A 16,269-nucleotide genomic window follows, 5' to 3' on the forward strand; every position below is an offset into this window, starting at 1 on the left:
TAACGATTTGAATTACTTATCACAAGCCCAAAGCTAGCTTCGCCTCGGTGACGGTTTCCAGGAACTGCTGCACCACCGGTGAGGAGCTATTGACCTGGCTGGCCACGGCCAGCAGCAAGTAGGCATCGGGATCAGCCAACGGTACGTAGCTTACGCCCGCCAGTTTCACCACCTGCATGCTGGCGGGCACCAGCGCCAAGCCGATACCGGCTGCGACCAGGGCGAGCAGGCCATTAATCTGCTGGGCATGTTGCCGGATGACTGGGTGAAAGCCTGCCTTGGCGGCCAGGCGCACCAGTCGATCATAAAGCGTTGCTGCCAGTTCGCGCGGCTGAACCACGAAGGGGTCGCCGGCCACTTCACTCAACTCCGCGCTTTGCCGACCCGCCAGGCGATGGCCGGAGGGCAAGGCGAGTAACAAAGGCTCGCGATCTATTACGTCTATCCGCAGGGCACGGGCGTCGTCTTCATGAGTGGGCACGTCACGCACGAAGCCCACGTCGATCTGACCGTTGCGAATGGCGGAAAACTGGGGCTCGCTATACATCTCACTCAACCAGACTCGCACGTTGGGGGCGTTCTGCCCCAGCCGTAGCAGCGTCTGGGGGAGGGCGGGGTGGAACGATACCGACACGGTGTAGGCTAGCTTGAGATGCCCGCTGAAGCCGGCTGCGGCCTCGGCAACCTGGGTACGGGCCTCGTCAGCCATGGCCAGGATCTGGCGGGCCTGATCGAGAAACAGCCGCCCGGGCGCAGTGAGCATGACGTTGCGCTTATCGCGCTCGAGCAGGCGCACGCCCAGGTCTTGTTCCAACGCCTGGATTTGCTGGGAAAGCGGCGGCTGTGAAAGATGCAGGCGCTGTGCGGCACGCGTGAAGCTCAATTCCTCCGCGACCGCAATGAAGTAACGCAGTTGACGAAAATCGAACATATATATGACTTTCGTATAAATACAGGTCTAAATATATATTTGATTCTGTATCGCGTCGATCATAATATGATCCCTGTCGCGCCACTGACCCCCTCCCCCCGAGTGGCGCAGACCTCGCCCCGCAGCGACGCTACCCCCGCGGTATTTCGGCCTCCCTCCCCAGAGCCACTACCGACGCGTCGCTGGCGGGGCGCTTCCTTTCTCCTTTTCTAAGAATCCCTTACGGAGCTTTGTTAGAACTCCGTCGCAAGTCGTGTGCCCTGGGCAATGGCGCGTTTGGCGTCCAGTTCGGCGGCGACATCCGCACCGCCGATCACGTGCACGCTCGGGTGGCCTTGTTCCTTTAGCGCATCGGCCAAGCTGCGATACGGCTCCTGCCCGGCGCAGGTCACCACGTTGTCGACCGGCAGCACCTGGGCTTTGCCGTCGACCGTGATGTGTAAGCCCTGGTCATCAAAGCGGTCGTAGCTGACGCCACCAAGCATGGTGACCCGCTTGTTCTTCAAGGTCGTGCGATGGACCCAGCCGGTGGTTTTATTCAAGCGGGCGCCGGGACGACCTGCCGTCCGTTGCAGCAGCCAGATCTGTCGCGCAGCAGGCTCCGGTTGCGGGGGAAGCAGGCCGCCGGGATGTTCAAGCTGCATGTCCACACCCCATTCGCGCGTCCAGCGCGCAACGTCGGTAGTGGGAGAGGGCGCATGTTCAACGAGAAATTCGGCGACATCGAAGCCGATACCTCCAGCACCGATGATCGCCACGCGAGCACCGATGGGCTGATTGCCCGCCAGCACGTCGAGATAGCTCAGCACGCGAGCATCATCGCTGCCAGGGAAGCTCACTTTGCGCGGTTTGATACCGGTGGCGACAATGATGTGATCGTAGTTTGCTGCCCTGAGTGATGCTGCATCCGCGATTTGTCCCAGTTGCAGGCGCACACCGGCGTCGGCCAGGCGATGTGTGAAATAGCGCAGCGTTTCATGAAATTCTTCCTTGCCCGGGATGCGCTTGGCGTAGTTGAACTGTCCGCCGATCTCGCTGGCGCTTTCAATCAGCGTAACGTCGTGGCCGCGTTCCGCCAGCGTGGCGGCGCAAGCCATGCCGGCAGGCCCGGCGCCGATGACTGCCATGCGTTTACGGGCCTTCGATGGAACAATGCGCAGTTCGGTCTCATGACAGGCGCGCGGATTGACCATGCAGCTTGCGCGCTGGTTCAAGAACACGTGATCAAGACAAGCCTGGTTGCAGGCGATACACGTGTTGATGCGTTCGCTGCGTCCTGCTTTGGCTTTGACGGCCCAATCGGGATCAGCCAGCAGTGGGCGCGCCATCGACACCATGTCGGCTTCGCCGCTCGCGAGAATTCGCTCAGCCACGTCGGGCATGTTGATGCGGTTAGTAGTGATGAGCGGGATCGACACTTCGCCCTTGAGCTTTTTCGTGACCCAGCTGAAGCCTGCGCGCGGCACGCTGGTAACGATGGTCGGAACGCGCGCCTCATGCCAGCCGATACCGGTGTTGATGATGCTGGCCCCCGCGGCTTCGATGCCTTTAGCGAGCGTCACGATGTCTTGCCAGGATTGCCCGCCCTCAACGAGGTCGAGCATGGAAAGGCGATAGATGATGATGAAGTCCTTGCCGACGGCTTCACGCATGCGTCGCACGATTTCGGTCGGAAAACGCATGCGCCGCGTAGCGTCACCGCCCCAGGCATCGTTACGTTGATTGGTACGCTCGGCGATGAATTGATTGATCAGATAGCCTTCCGAACCCATCACTTCCACGCCGTCATAGCCGGCTTCTTGGGCCAACTGCGCACAGCGGACGAAGTCGTTGATGGTGCGTTCCACGCCTCGTGCATTGAGCGCGCGAGGCTTGAACGGAGTGATCGGCGATTGGATGCGCGATGGTGCAACCGAAAGCGGGTGGTACCCATAGCGCCCTGCATGCAGGATTTGCATGCATATGCGGCCGCCTTCCGCGCGCACGGCCTGGGTGATCTTGCGATGCCGTGGCTTGTGCCAGGGCAGAGTCATACGGCCGCCGAACGGCTTGAGCCAGCCTTCGATGCTTGGCGCGATGCCGCCGGTCACCATCAGGCCTACGCCGCCACGTGCGCGTTCGGCGAAATAAGCGGCCAGCCTGTCGAAATCGGCGGCTTTGTCCTCCAGCCCGGTATGCATCGATCCCATCAGGATGCGATTGGGCAGAGTGACGTGGCCCAGCTCGAGCGGGGTAAACAGATGGGGATAGTTCATGCGACGACCGCCGTTCAAACGATCGTATGAATATGCATTCGCTTCACGAAGGGCGCAAGTGGCCCTGGCGCGGCAGCTGCCGGTTCAGTGGAGCAATTGTTGTACCAGGCCGATGTACTGCCGCATGGCTTCATCCTGGGACATGCCCTTCAGGCGTCCCCAGGCTTCCTGCTTGGCGGTGCCGATGAAGTCAAAGAAGCTGGTGGGCTGACAACCATGAACATCGCCTTCAAGAGCCTGCTTGTAGAGCCCGTAAAGCATGAGCAGAGTGTCGTTGTCAGGCCGTTCCTTCGCATGCCGGATTTCATCTGCGGCTTGGTGGAACTGGTGCTGGAGCTCGTTCACGGAAGACGGCATGTAACCGGATACGGTCGAAATGGAGCTGTTGAGCATGGGACTAGAGACCCCTTTAAACACGCTAAGCTAAGCACTTCCCGTGCCACCAGGACCCTCCATGCCAACACGCCAGTCCGTGCCCGTACTTACCATTGACGGACCTTCCGGATCAGGCAAAGGCACGATCAGCCGGCTGGTGGCGGAACACCTGGGCTGGCGCTTACTGGACTCTGGAGCGCTCTATCGCGCAGTAGGCTATGCAGCCGGTATGGCCGGGTTGGATCTGTCCGACGCCGATGCTGTGACCCGCTGCGCTCAAACCACGAAGATCCAGTTTCGTGCGGCGCTACATGATGGCGAAACGCGCGTAATCGTCAATGGCCATGATGCCACAGATGAATTGCGTACCGAGACCGCGGGGGCTGCAGCTTCGGCGATTGCTTCGATTCCTTCGGTGCGCCAGGCGCTGGTCGATCTGCAGTTGAGCTTCCGAAAAGCCCCCGGGTTGGTGGCGGACGGACGCGACATGGGCACAGTGATCTTCCCCGATGCGCCCTACAAGGTATTCCTGACCGCCAGTGCCGGCGAAAGGGCGAAAAGGCGTTATAAGCAGTTGAAGGAAAAGGGGCTAAGCGTTACACTCGCTTCCCTTCAGAGCGAAATTGAAGCGCGTGACGCCCGTGACGCATCGCGAGCCGTCGCACCGCTCAAGCCCGCCGCCGATGCAGTGCTGGTCGATACCACCGGCATGGGGATCGAGGACGTGGTCGCTAAAGTTCTGGCCGTCGTGAAACCGTAAAACGGTTCCGGCGGCTTTGGTGCTTCATGCCGCGGCATGGAGTTTTGGGTCAACGGTGCCAGGGAGCGATCCCGAAACACCCACAACCGGTGGGCCTGCCCATGCGCAAACATCCGACGGCGCGTATTGGGTCAAAGGCCTTTTCTTATTTCTGGAATCAACATGACTGAAAGTTTTGCCGAGCTGTTTGAACAGAGCCAACAGGCCATCTCCAAGCTGAAGCCGGGTGCCATCGTCACCGGCATCGTTGTCGAAATCCGCAACGACGTCGTCGTGATCAACGCCGGCCTGAAGAGCGAAGGCATCGTTCCGATCGAGCAGTTCAAGAGCGAGAACGGCGAGTTGGAAGTACGCGTGGGCGACGAGGTGAAGGTAGCCCTCGACGCACTGGAAGACGGCTTCGGCGAGACCAAGCTCTCCCGTGAGAAGGCCAAGCGTTCCATGGTGTGGGACGACCTCGAGCAGGCCTTCGACAAGGAAGAGACCATCACCGGCAAGATCTCCGGCAAGGTCAAGGGCGGTTTCACCGTCGATATCAAGGATGTCCGCGCGTTCCTGCCTGGTTCGCTAGTCGACGTGCGTCCTGTACGCGATCCGGTGTACCTGGAAGGCAAGGATCTCGAATTCAAGATCATCAAGCTGGACCGCAAGCGCAACAACGTGGTGGTCAGCCGCCGCGCCGTCGTCGAGACCGAGTTCTCCGAGGAGCGCGAGAAGCTGCTGGAACGCCTGACCGAAGGCGCTGTGGTCAAGGGCACCGTCAAGAACCTCACCGACTACGGCGCGTTCGTGGACCTGGGCGGCATCGACGGCCTGCTGCACATCACCGACATGGCGTGGAAGCGCGTGCGTCATCCGTCCGAAGTGGTCAATGTGGGCGATGAGCTCGACGTGCGCGTGCTGAAGTACGACCGCGAGCGCAACCGCGTGTCGCTGGGTCTGAAGCAGCTTGGCGATGATCCGTGGGTCGCTATCTCGCGTCGCTACCCGGTCGGCAGCCGTCTGTTCGGCAAGGTCTCCAACGTCACCGATTACGGCTGCTTCGTCGAGATCGAGCCGGGTGTGGAAGGCCTAGTCCACGTCTCCGAAATGGATTGGACCAACAAGAACGTCAATCCGGCCAAGGTCGTGCAGGTCGGTGACGAAACCGAAGTGATGGTGCTGGACGTGGATGAAGAGCGTCGCCGCATCTCGCTGGGCATCAAGCAGACTCGCTCGAACCCGTGGGAAGCTTTCGCCGCCACGCACAAGAAGAACGACAAGGTGTCCGGTCAGATCAAGTCGATCACCGACTTCGGCATCTTCATCGGCCTGGACGGCGGTATCGACGGCTTGGTGCATCTGTCGGATATCTCCTGGCAGGCGTCCGGCGAAGACCTCGTACGCAACTTCAAGAAGGGCGACGAGATCGAAGCCGTGGTGCTGGCCGTGGATCCGGAGCGTGAGCGCATCTCGCTCGGCATCAAGCAGATGGAGCAGGATCCGTTTGGCCACTTCATGGCCGTCCATCCGCGTGGCGCGATCGTCACCGGCACGGTGAAGGAAGTGGACGCCAAGGGTGCGGTGATTGATCTCGGCGACGGCGTCGAGGGTTACCTCCGCGCTAGCGACATCGCCAAGGAACGCATCGACGATGCCACTCAGCATCTGAAGGTGGGTGACAAGGTGGAAGCGAAGTTCACCGGTATGGATCGCAAGGGTCGCCAGCTCTCGCTGTCGATCCGCGCCAAGGATGAAGAAGAGCTGCAAGACGCCATGGCCGAATACTCGTCCGCGTCGGGTGGCACGACCAAGCTTGGTGCGCTGCTCAAGGAGCAGCTCAACAAAGCCGAGTAATGTAGTGCCTGTATCGGGGCGGTGTTGCGCCGCCCCGATTCGTTCCACGTCACGGACATTGGGGACCCATGACCAAATCCGAGCTGATTGAGGCGCTGGCCAGGCGCCAGACCCATCTTGCGTTCAGCGACGTCGAGTTGGCGGTGAAGAACGTGATCGAACAGATGAGCCAGGCTCTTGCTGGTGGCGAACGCATCGAGATCCGCGGTTTTGGGAGCTTCGCACTGCATTACCGTCCGCCTCGCATGGGCCGCAATCCCAAGACGGGTGAAGCGGTGGCTCTGCCCGGCAAACACGTTCCGCACTTCAAGCCCGGCAAAGAACTGCGCGAACGCGTCAACATGCGGCTGGAGCAGCAAGCCGGCTGACGCAGCAACAATCACTTATTCCGACAGGCAGGCGGCCTTTGGGCTGGTCCTGCCTTTTCTTTTTTTGGGTCATCAATCGGGATGTAAGAGCGTGTTTCGGCGCGCAGATTGAAGCGTGAACACCAACATCACCATGCGTGCATAGATTGCGATGTTAGGGTTGTTACACCAACCCGCTTTTACCCCGATTCCCGTCCATCCCCGCACTGAATTGTGAATCACATTCCCCTGTGAGCCGTTCAGCCAATCGGGTAAAGTCGCGTGATGCGATTGATCGTCACGTTGCTATTGCTACTGTTCATCGCCGGGGGAGTGATCCTGGGGGCGCTCAATGCGGACCTCGTGGGATATGACCTCGCGTTTTTACACGTCCAGGTCCCGAAGGGCGCCGCCTTGCTGGCCATGCTGGCGATAGGCTGGGTTCTCGGTGGCCTGACGGCGTGGCTGGGTGTCACCACACGGCATCGTCGCGAGCGACGACGCGCAGCCAAGGCGCAAAGTGCCAAGGTATCGAAAACAGCATGAGCGTCTTCTATTCGCTGCTGGCACTGCTCATACCGGCGGCCTTTCTCAGTGGCTGGTGGACCGCGCGGCGGGCAGGTGTGCGTCGGTCTGGGGCACAGGTCAGTGAGCTTTCGTCCGACTACTTCCGTGGCCTGAACTACCTGCTCAACGAGGAGCAGGACAAGGCGATCGAGGTCTTCCTCAAGCTGGCCGAATACAACCGGGACACCGTAGAAACGCACTTAGCGTTAGGCAACCTTTTTCGGCGTCGCGGCGAAGTGGATCGAGCCATCCGTCTCCATCAACATCTGGTTTCCAGGCCCGGCTTGTCCGAGAGCATGAAAACCGTGGCCTTGCTCGAACTGGGCGAGGACTATATGCGTGCCGGTCTGCTCGACCGCGCCGAAGCGCTGTTCTCCGATCTGGTGGCGATGAACGCGCATGCGCCTTCGGCCCTGCGTCATCTCATCGCGATCTATCAGCACGAGCGCGACTGGCACAAAGCCATCGAACATGCGCGCCGGCTGGAAGCGATGACCGGTGAAGAAGAGGCCACCACCATCGCACAGTTCTATTGTGAACTGGCTGAGCAATCCCGTCAGCATGGCGCACGTACCGAAGCGCGCGATTATTTGCAGCAGGCGTTTGCATCGCAGCCTGATTGCGTGCGCGCCTTCATGCTTACCGGACGTTTGCATGCGGAAGAAGGGCAGCATGCGGAAGCGGTCGATACCTACGAGCGCGCAGTGGAAGCCGATATTGCATTCGTGCCGGAGATTCTGCCGCCGCTGCTAGACAGCTATGCGCGCTCCGGCCAGATGGCGCGTGCGGAACGTTTCCTGCGCGACATCCTCGCGCGCTATCACGGTATTTCGCCGGTACTCGCGCTGACGCATCTGTATCAGCAGCGCGATGGCGAAAAGCCGGCCATCGATTTTCTCACCTCGCAATTGCGGCAACGTCCTTCGGTACGTGGCCTGATGGCGTTGATCGATGCCACCATGGACAAGATCGAAGGCGAAGCGCGCGAGAACTTCCTGATCCTGCGTGACCTTACGCGCAAGCTGCTCGAAGGCCAGGCCATGTATCGCTGCAGCCACTGCGGTTTCGGTACCAAGGCGCATCACTGGCAGTGTCCAAGCTGCAAAGGGTGGAGCACGATCAGGCCGATCCATGGTGTTGCCAATGAGTAACACGATCGTGGCCAATCTCGCCCCGATCATGCTCGCTGTATTGTTTGCCTTCCTGATTGCATGGGGAGTTGTGCGTGCGGCTATCGCCTATGCGCATCGCCGCGGCTTGTTCGATCAGCCGGGGCAGCGGCGCTCGCATAAAATTCCCACGCCGCGCGGCGGCGGCATCGGCATCGTCATAGCGGTACTCATCACATTGCCGCTATGCCTGCTGCAAACCGCATCGCCATGGCCGCTTCACGTCGTGATTACGCTATGGGTGGCCATCACCCTGATCGCATTGATTGGTTGGTGGGACGATCACAGTTCCTTGCCAGTGCTTCCACGCTTCGGGGTGCAAATACTGGCCGTTGCCTTGTTTTCGGTGGCGCTGATGGCAGGTGGTCCGAGTTGGCTATGGCTGCCGCTATGGGTGCTCGGCGGAGCGTGGAGCGTCAACTTGCATAACTTCATGGATGGCGTCGATGGCCTGCTCGCGCAGCAGGGCATGTTCGTAGCCTGCGGCCTTGCCGTGCTCGCTTGGCAGATCGGCCAACCCACGTTGGCAGGCGCAGCTTTTTGCGTGGCGACAGCTTGCCTGGGGTTCTGGTGCTACAACCGTTCTCCGGCGCGCATTTTCATGGGGGATGTGGGCAGCGGCGCCATCGGCCTGCTGCTTTTTGCATTGACCGCGATGCTTTGGCGCCTGCATTGGCCGCTGGTGTGGCCGGCTCTGATTCTCAGTTCAGCTTTCGTGACGGATGCCAGCCTTACTCTGCTGCTCCGTATGACGGGAGGACGGCGCTGGTACACTGCGCACCGCGAGCATCTGTATCAATGGATCGTGCGCAGGGGCCATACGCATGCGGTAAGTGTAGCGTGGTATTTGGGGTGGAATCTGCTGGTCGCAGCGCCTATGGCTGCATTGGCATGGGTAAAACCAGGGATCGGGCTATTGGCCTGCATCGTCACTTATGGGATCGCCGCCGCGGTTTGGTTGGTAACCAAGCGACGACTGATCCGGCGAGATCGATACAAGGTTCGTCATGTCCATACGTAAATGGGTTGGCACAGTTCATCCACGGGCAGCAGTCGTCATACATGACCTGCTGGTTACCGCCTTGGCTTGGTGGGTCGCCAAAGAATTGCGCTATGCCTTGGACCCCAAACTGATTGTCGGCTTCGAGTCGTACGAATTTCCAATCGTGCTGTTTGTGCAAGGACTGGTCTACGCATGGACCGGCCTGTACAAAGGCGTTTGGCGCTTTGCCAGCCTGCCGGACCTATGGAACATCCTGCGTGCAGCCATCGTAGGTACGGTGGCGATCGGCGTTTCGTTGTTCCTGTATGGACGTCTGGACGGCGTGCCGCGTTCGGTACTGCTGTTGTACCCGTTTGTACTCGCGCTGTTCCTCGGTACGCCGCGCTTGGCGTATCGCTTCTGGAAAGACAGCCGTATCGATCTGTTCGTCAATGCCAAGACACAACGCGTGCTGATCGTCGGTGCCGATAGCGCGGGCGAAGCACTCTCGCGCGATCTGCATCGCGATACACGTTACGTGGTTGTAGGCTTCGTGGACGATCGGCGCTCGTTACGCGGCGCGCGTATCAACGGCAAGCCTGTGCTGGGCACATTGGAACAGCTGCCGGACGTCGCCAAGGAAGCGGCTGTGCAGATGCTATTGATTGCTTTGCCTGGCGCCACTGCGCGGCAAATGCGTCAAGTGGTGGAACTGTGTGATCGCACGGGTTTGCCTTATCGCACGGTGCCAAAGCTGGAAGACGTCGTGGCAGGGCGCGCGCAGTTCAATCAGATCAAGGAAGTCTCGATCGAGGATCTGCTCGGACGCGACGCCGTCGAGTTGGATTGGACACGCATTCGCGAAACGCTGACCAACCGCCGGGTGCTGGTCACGGGTGGTGGCGGTTCGATCGGTTCGGAATTGTGTCGGCAGGTCGCGCGGCTCGGCGTGCAGGCGCTTACCATCGTCGAATCGTGCGAATACAACTTATATCAAATTTCGCAGGAACTGCGCGCGGCCTATCCAGAGCTGCTGCTCAACAGCGTGCTCGCCGACTGCGGTGATTCCGTCGCCATGCGCCGCCTGTTCGGCGAAGCGAAGCCGCAGGTGGTTTTCCATGCAGCCGCCTACAAGCATGTGCCCATGCTGCAAGGGCAGTTGCGCACAGCCGTGCGCAACAATGTGATGGCCACGCGCAACGTGGCGGATCTGTCGAGCGAAAGCGGCGTGGAATGTTTCGTGCTGATTTCCACCGACAAGGCCGTCAACCCGACCAGCGTGATGGGCGCGTGCAAGCGCATCGCGGAAATCTATTGCCAGAATCTCAACGCCCATTCGAACACGCACTTCATCACGGTGCGGTTTGGCAACGTATTGGATTCGGCCGGTTCGGTGGTGCCGCTGTTCCGCCAACAAATCCAGGCGGGTGGTCCAATAACGGTCACGCATCCGGAAATCTCGCGCTACTTCATGACCATTCCGGAGGCTACGCAGCTGATCCTGCAGGCGGCGGCCATCGGGCAGGGAGGCGAAATCTTCGCGTTGGACATGGGTGAGCCGGTCAAGATCCGTGATCTGGCTGAGCAGATGATCCGGCTTGCCGGCAAGAAACCCGGCACCGAAATCCCGATCGTCTACACCGGCCTGCGTTCCGGCGAAAAATTGTTCGAAGAGTTGTTCCATCCACTGGAAAACTACAGCGCGACGACACACGCCAAGATATTTCTAGCGCAGCATCGGCCAGTATCGTGGGATCTGCTGCAGGCGCAGATCGCCCGCGCCACCGAGGCCATACGCAGCTTCAACGAAGAAGAACTACGCCAATGCGTATCCAGTCTGCTCCCCTCGTTCAGTTGGAACGACGTCGCCCAACCGAACAATGTTATTCCGCTGCGCCGAAACGAAATTGGAGAGAAGTGAGTGAGTAAACCATTGCGCAAGGTGGTGTTTCCGGTGGCTGGTCTCGGCACGCGTTTTCTTCCGGCCACCAAGGTGGTCGCCAAGGAAATGCTGCCGGTGCTGGACAAACCCCTCATCCAGTACGCGGTCGATGAAGCCGTCGATGCCGGGGCCGATACACTGATTTTCGTCACCAATCGCTACAAGCACGCCATCGCCGACTACTTCGACAAGGCGTACGAGCTGGAGGCCAAGCTGCAGGAAAAAGGCAAGGACGAGTTGCTGGCGCTCGTGCAAGGCACGCTTCCCCGTAGTGTGCGGGCGATCTTTGTCACGCAGCCGGAAGCGCTGGGTCTTGGCCACGCAGTGCTGTGTGCGAAGCCTGTGGTCGGCGATGAGCCGTTCGGCGTGGTCCTTCCGGACGACTTGATCTGGAATCGCGGCAAGGGTGCGCTGCGCCAGATGGCCGAACTGGGCGAAGCCGAGCACGCTGGCGTGATCGCAGTAGAAGAAGTGCCCCACGACCAGACCGACAAGTACGGCATCGTCGACGCTGAACCGATCAACGAGCGCAGCGCCCGTATCCGCTTCATGGTCGAGAAACCCAAGCCGGCGGATGCGCCATCCAATCTGGCGGTGGTTGGTCGCTACGTGTTGCCGGGCCGCATCTTCCAGTTGCTCGAGCAGACCAAGCCTGGCGCAGGTGGTGAAATCCAGCTCACCGATGCCATCGAAGCCTTGCTGGTGGAGCAGGGCAAGGTGCTTGCCTATCGCTTCGAAGGTACTCGCTTCGACTGTGGCAACAAAGCCGGCCTTGTGCGCGCCACCATGCATATGGCGATGCAGGATCCGGGCTTGGCGAAGGTCGTGCGCGAAGTCGCCAGCACGCTCTGAGTGAATAGCCGAACGGCCGCCCAAATGGGGCGGCCGTTTTCCCTGATGTGCGTGGGTTGAGGTGCAAACCCCAACGTCGCGATGTGCGTGCACGGCCATGTTGGGGTTTGCACCTCAACCTACGCATCTTAAGCAGGTGCCATTCGGGTGATGATGGTTTTGATTTTTCATCAAACCGTCAAAAACACACCTGCCGCGATGGCTATAACGCCGATGGCCTGCGCTACAAGCCTGCTTGCTGGCGCAAGGCGTTCGGCGGTGATGGCTACTGTAACGAACGCCATCGCGCGCAGATCCATCACGCCTATCACCAACTGAATCGCTGTCAGATTGGCGCAGCTCAGGCAGCAATGGAGCCCCAGGCACATGCCTTGCCGCCATGCGGTGCTTGTCTGCGCAGGCAGCAAATGAGCGTGATGTAACGCTTCCCGGCAACGCGCAAGATTGTGGGTTTTCCAAGGGGTGAGCTGAAGTGCGCCGGACATCAAAACGATCACGCCAACCATCACCGGAACAACGCGCGCCAACGCCGGCCATTGCATTTCCGCTGCCGTCAACGTGACACCTAGTGGAAATACGAGCAATCCGAACAAGGTCCACGCGAAGAAATATCCCATGCCCACCAGCACAGTCAGCAGTTCCAACTGTAGACCATCGGTCGTGCTTACGGCCTGACGATAGCGTCGCAATGTAGGAATCAGGGATGGCAACATCATCGCAGCCATCATTATGTCCCACATGGCAATGAACGCCGCCGCGGCGCCACCCCATGTTTGACCGGGCATTCGCATCCACGTCATCGACATCGTCCAGCCGCCTGGCATCGGCATGGCATTCATGGCCGACATCGACGCGCACCCCACTATCGTCAGTATCGCACTGATTGCGAAGAGCGCCGCCGAGGTGGCAAAGAAGGCGCGTTCGGATGTTTGCGAGGCAATCATGGGGCGTCTCAATGGGGTGGCTCATGAGATCGACGAAGCGGGTGCCGCGTTTTCGACACCCAGTAGGGATGCTCTGATCTATTCCACGCACCCGGCATGACGTCCAGAAGGCTCGCAGGGTGTGTTGCGCGGCACAGGGCAGACTGGCCGTCTGTTCAAGCCGCGCGGCGCAGGCTGCGAGCCTTCTGGACGTCACCCCGTCATTTAAATTCAAGATGTTGGGGCCGCACTGTATGCGCGTCTGGCTGCGCCCCAGCGTCTAGACAGACAGCCAGTCTGCCTTCGCCACTGGGGCGTAGCCAGACGCGCATACAGTGCGGTGACGGGTACGTGGAATAGATCAGAGCATCCCTTAGTGCTTTACCGCTTGCCGTACTCGTCGTGACGGCGCCACCAGACGTTCGTCTCGTTGCGCCCCTTGGGCGCACGGTCCAGCCACTGGAACATGCCCCACAGGCCGTCCAGGCCACGCGCATAAGTGGAATAGGTGTGATAGACAACCCCGTCTTCAAGCACGAACGCGCTCACCCCCGGCCGTTCGCGCACATAGGTCAATGCGTCCGTTCCGGTTGTCTTTGCATGATCGAGGACGACTTGCGGGAACTGTGTCGTCGCGTCCATCACATGGCCGCCCCGTTGATAGTTGTATTCGTACGTTCCTTCGCGCTGTTGTTCTTCGGTGATGGAGACGGTGAAATCGAAGTTGAAGTCGCCACCGAGCGAAGACGCCCAAGGAAACGTCCATCCCAGGCGCCGCTTGTATGCCTGTAGCTTTCCCAGCGGTGCGCGCGACACCGCCCACAACATCACGTCATGGTTCGCCAGGTGCGTGGCAATGCCATTGAAACCATCAGCGATCGCTGAGCAGGAAGGGCAGCCCGCCGCGAACTCGGGCCCGAACATAAAGTGATAGACAAGCAGCTGCGAGCGCTCGCGGAACAGATCCGTCAGCGAGGCACCGCCCTCGTCGGTATCGAATCGATATCCCTTGTTGACGGGTACCCATGGCAGCTCCTGCCGCTGGCGAGCCAGCTCGTCGCCGCGATGCGTGAGTTCTTTCTCTGCTTTGAGCAACTCGATCCGAGCAGCCAGCCATTCTTCACGTGTGCCAACCGTGTGTGTGGTCATGATCTTTACTCCGTTCGTTGAATGCCGTTTTACGTTTTCTATTCGCCATAGCCGGGTGCTTCGCGGCCGTGGGATATAGTTAACGCTTGGACTCCGAACGGGTGGGAGTGACAAGTGTGGCGGGATTCCCATGGACTCACTGATCACGGCTGCGGCACGCGCACTCGCCACGGGTGATCCGCTCGGCGCCTTGAAGCGGGTCGCCTTGCGTGAAGATGCACCCGGCCTTGCGCTTCGGGGCATCGCGATGGCACAGCTCGGCGATTTCGTTCGAGCGAAAGCGCTGCTGCGAAGCGCCGCGCGTGGGTTCGGTCCGAAAGAGGCGGTGGCTCGCGCGAGGTGCATCGTTGCCGAAGCCGAAATCGCACTTGTTTCGCGCGACCTTGGCTGGCCGGTAAAAGCGCTCGAAGCCGCGCGCGCGACGCTTCAGTCGCATGGTGACCGCGTCAACGCCGCGCACGCGCGGAATATTGAAGTTCGGCGCTTGCTCCTGCTCGGCCGCATCGGTGATGCCGAACGTATGCTCATCGAACTCGACCCGACGCCCTTTCCGCCAGCGTCCAGGGCGGCGCACGAGCTGGTCGTTGCAGGTATGGCGATTCGGCGCCTGCAGACGAGGCGTGCGCGCGCTGCGCTTGCACGGGCTGCGTACGCTGCGCGTGTGGCGAATATCCCGGCACTGATGGCGGAGGTCGAAAGCGCATCACGTGCGTTGGATACACCTGCTGCTCGGTTGATTACACGAGGCGAAGAACGTCTTCTCTTGTTGGAAGAGGTCGAAACGCTTCTCGCATCACCCACGTTCGTCGTGGATGCCTGCCGTCATGTAGTGCATCGCGAAAATGCCGTCGTTTCCCTGGCAACGCGCCCCATTTTGTTCTCGTTGGTGCGCCGCTTGGCAGAAGCATGGCCTGCCGATGTGTCGAGGAGCTTGCTCATTGCAGACGCCTTTCGTACCAAGCATGCCGATGAATCGCATCGCGCACGCTTGCGGGTCGAAATCGGGCGACTGCGCGCCATGTTGCAGCCGATGGCCGACGTGAGCGCGACAGACCGAGGTTTTGCGCTGGCGCCGCACCGTGCGAGTGACGTCGTCGTGCTGGCGCCACCGGTCGAGGAGCGGCACGCTGCTGTGCTCGCCTTGCTCGCGGATGGCGAGTCGTGGTCGAGCTCGGCTTTGTCCATGGCATTGAGCGCCAGCCCCCGCACCGTGCAACGCGCGCTCGAATCGCTTGCTGCGGCTGGCAAGGTGCAGTCGTTCGGCCGTGGGCCGGCACGCCGCTGGATGACCCCGCCGGTGCCAGACTTCCCGTCGATTTTGTTACTCCCAGGTCCCTTACCCAGTGACTAGGATGGTTATCATCAACTAATGAGGACGAACTCATGAAACGATCCGCAGCTCAAATTCTCGGTGAGTACGGCCCTTTTCCTGGAATCGATAAAGTGGCCGGCGTGACATATGACGGCCAGCGCGTCTGGTTTGCATCCGGCGACAAGCTCAACGCCCTCGATCCAGAGAGCGGAAAGCTGCTGGGATCAGTCGATGTGGCGGCGCACGCAGGGACGGCTTTCGATGGCCAGCACCTGTTTCAGATCGCCGAGGATCGCATCCAGAAAATCGATCCCGAGACCGGCCGTGTGCTCGCTAGCATCCCAGCGCCCGGTAGCGGAGGCGACTCCGGTCTCGCGTGGGCCGAGGGCTCGCTATGGGTCGGAGAGTATCGGGAGCGGAAGATCCATCGCATTGATCCGGACACAGGCGCCATTCTCAACACCATCCAGTTCAACCGCTTCGTCACCGGCGTCACGTGGAGCGACGGTGAGCTGTGGCATGCCACCTGGGAAGGGGATGAGAGCGAAGTGCGCCGGGTCGATCCGGAAACCGGAGAAGTGCTGGAGCAGCTCGACATGCCACCCGGCATGGGTGTGTCGGGGCTTGAATCCGATGGTGGCGATCGTTTTTTCTGCGGTGGCGGAAATAGTGGGAAGGTGAGGGTGATTTCGCGCCCCAAGCGGCGCTCTAATCGCAGTCCGTAGGCTGGAATGAAGTTCCAGCTTTCCTTAGGTTCCTGATGCCGGGATTTCATCCCAGCCTATGTATGGACTCGCCCCCTTCGTCAACCGCTTTTTTCATCCCCGAATGCCGGCTGCATCTATGTATGAGGCCTCACCAAGGTGGCA

Annotated in this window: 16 protein-coding genes; 11 read left to right on the forward strand and 5 right to left on the reverse strand. The window is 60.3% G+C overall.

The window, feature by feature from the left end:
* Positions 1-19 precede the first annotated feature (19 nt).
* The 3 genes from QQJ86_RS13000 to QQJ86_RS13010 form a co-directional block, all read right to left on the reverse strand.
* A complete protein-coding gene (locus tag QQJ86_RS13000) occupies positions 20-931 on the reverse strand; it encodes a LysR substrate-binding domain-containing protein (protein WP_284321383.1) in 912 nt (303 codons plus the stop codon).
* Positions 932-1,164: 233 nt separating this feature from the next.
* The gene (locus tag QQJ86_RS13005; protein WP_284321384.1) at positions 1,165-3,186 is read right to left on the reverse strand and encodes an NADPH-dependent 2,4-dienoyl-CoA reductase; all 2,022 of its coding nucleotides are present in this window, start codon (positions 3,184-3,186) and stop codon (positions 1,165-1,167) included.
* An 84-nt stretch (positions 3,187-3,270) separates the two neighbouring features.
* A complete protein-coding gene (locus QQJ86_RS13010) occupies positions 3,271-3,543 on the reverse strand; it encodes an acyl-CoA-binding protein (protein WP_284321396.1) in 273 nt (90 codons plus the stop codon).
* 97 nt (positions 3,544-3,640) lie between these two features.
* Here QQJ86_RS13010 and cmk point away from each other — a divergent pair, with 97 nt between their 5' ends.
* From cmk to galU, 8 genes are all read left to right on the forward strand, one after another.
* Complete coding sequence (gene cmk, locus QQJ86_RS13015; protein ID WP_284321385.1) at positions 3,641-4,321, forward strand: (d)CMP kinase; 681 nt, start codon at positions 3,641-3,643, stop codon at positions 4,319-4,321.
* A gap of 162 nt (positions 4,322-4,483) precedes the next feature.
* Positions 4,484-6,157, forward strand: a complete 1,674-nt coding sequence (gene rpsA / locus QQJ86_RS13020; protein ID WP_284321386.1) for a 30S ribosomal protein S1 — start codon at positions 4,484-4,486, stop codon at positions 6,155-6,157.
* Positions 6,158-6,165: 8 nt separating this feature from the next.
* Positions 6,166-6,525 (forward strand): integration host factor subunit beta, encoded by a 360-nt coding sequence (locus QQJ86_RS13025; RefSeq protein WP_284321397.1) that lies wholly within the window; start codon positions 6,166-6,168, stop codon positions 6,523-6,525.
* A 264-nt stretch (positions 6,526-6,789) separates the two neighbouring features.
* Positions 6,790-7,050, forward strand: coding sequence for a DUF1049 domain-containing protein (locus tag QQJ86_RS13030; protein ID WP_284321398.1), 261 nt, complete (start codon positions 6,790-6,792; stop codon positions 7,048-7,050).
* Positions 7,047-8,222 carry a lipopolysaccharide assembly protein LapB gene (lapB, locus tag QQJ86_RS13035; protein ID WP_284321387.1) on the forward strand — a complete coding sequence of 392 codons (1,176 nt, stop codon included), beginning with the start codon at positions 7,047-7,049 and terminating at the stop codon, positions 8,220-8,222. The genes QQJ86_RS13030 and lapB overlap by 4 nt, the downstream gene beginning before the upstream one ends.
* Positions 8,215-9,261: a glycosyltransferase family 4 protein gene (locus tag QQJ86_RS13040; protein ID WP_284321388.1), complete on the forward strand. Its 1,047-nt coding sequence runs from the start codon at positions 8,215-8,217 to the stop codon at positions 9,259-9,261. Before lapB ends, QQJ86_RS13040 begins: the two co-directional genes overlap by 8 nt.
* Positions 9,248-11,143 (forward strand): polysaccharide biosynthesis protein, encoded by a 1,896-nt coding sequence (locus tag QQJ86_RS13045; RefSeq protein ID WP_284321389.1) that lies wholly within the window; start codon positions 9,248-9,250, stop codon positions 11,141-11,143. Before QQJ86_RS13040 ends, QQJ86_RS13045 begins: the two co-directional genes overlap by 14 nt.
* Positions 11,144-12,016 (forward strand): UTP--glucose-1-phosphate uridylyltransferase GalU, encoded by an 873-nt coding sequence (gene galU / locus QQJ86_RS13050; protein WP_284321390.1) that lies wholly within the window; start codon positions 11,144-11,146, stop codon positions 12,014-12,016.
* A gap of 170 nt (positions 12,017-12,186) precedes the next feature.
* Here galU and QQJ86_RS13055 read toward each other — a convergent pair whose 3' ends face one another.
* Entirely contained in the window at positions 12,187-12,855 is a 669-nt protein-coding gene (locus QQJ86_RS13055; RefSeq protein WP_284321391.1) for a DUF2182 domain-containing protein, read from the reverse strand.
* Between QQJ86_RS13055 and QQJ86_RS13060 the strand changes: the two genes are divergently transcribed.
* A complete protein-coding gene (locus QQJ86_RS13060) occupies positions 12,854-13,060 on the forward strand; it encodes a hypothetical protein (protein WP_284321392.1) in 207 nt (68 codons plus the stop codon). The two genes, QQJ86_RS13055 and QQJ86_RS13060, sit on opposite strands and share 2 nt — an antisense overlap.
* A 260-nt stretch (positions 13,061-13,320) precedes the next feature.
* Here the strand turns inward: QQJ86_RS13060 and QQJ86_RS13065 are convergent, their stop codons facing one another.
* The gene (locus tag QQJ86_RS13065) at positions 13,321-14,088 is read right to left on the reverse strand and encodes a DUF899 domain-containing protein (protein WP_284321393.1); all 768 of its coding nucleotides are present in this window, start codon (positions 14,086-14,088) and stop codon (positions 13,321-13,323) included.
* A 130-nt stretch (positions 14,089-14,218) separates the two neighbouring features.
* Here QQJ86_RS13065 and QQJ86_RS13070 point away from each other — a divergent pair, with 130 nt between their 5' ends.
* Both QQJ86_RS13070 and QQJ86_RS13075 read left to right on the forward strand, forming a co-directional pair.
* Positions 14,219-15,439: a helix-turn-helix domain-containing protein gene (locus QQJ86_RS13070; RefSeq protein ID WP_284321394.1), complete on the forward strand. Its 1,221-nt coding sequence runs from the start codon at positions 14,219-14,221 to the stop codon at positions 15,437-15,439.
* Positions 15,440-15,471: 32 nt separating this feature from the next.
* The gene (locus QQJ86_RS13075) at positions 15,472-16,125 is read left to right on the forward strand and encodes a Vgb family protein (protein WP_284321395.1); all 654 of its coding nucleotides are present in this window, start codon (positions 15,472-15,474) and stop codon (positions 16,123-16,125) included.
* Positions 16,126-16,269: the final 144 nt, after the last annotated feature.

This window comes from Dyella acidisoli (assembly GCF_030160295.1).
Taxonomy (GTDB): domain Bacteria; phylum Pseudomonadota; class Gammaproteobacteria; order Xanthomonadales; family Rhodanobacteraceae; genus Dyella_B; species Dyella_B acidisoli.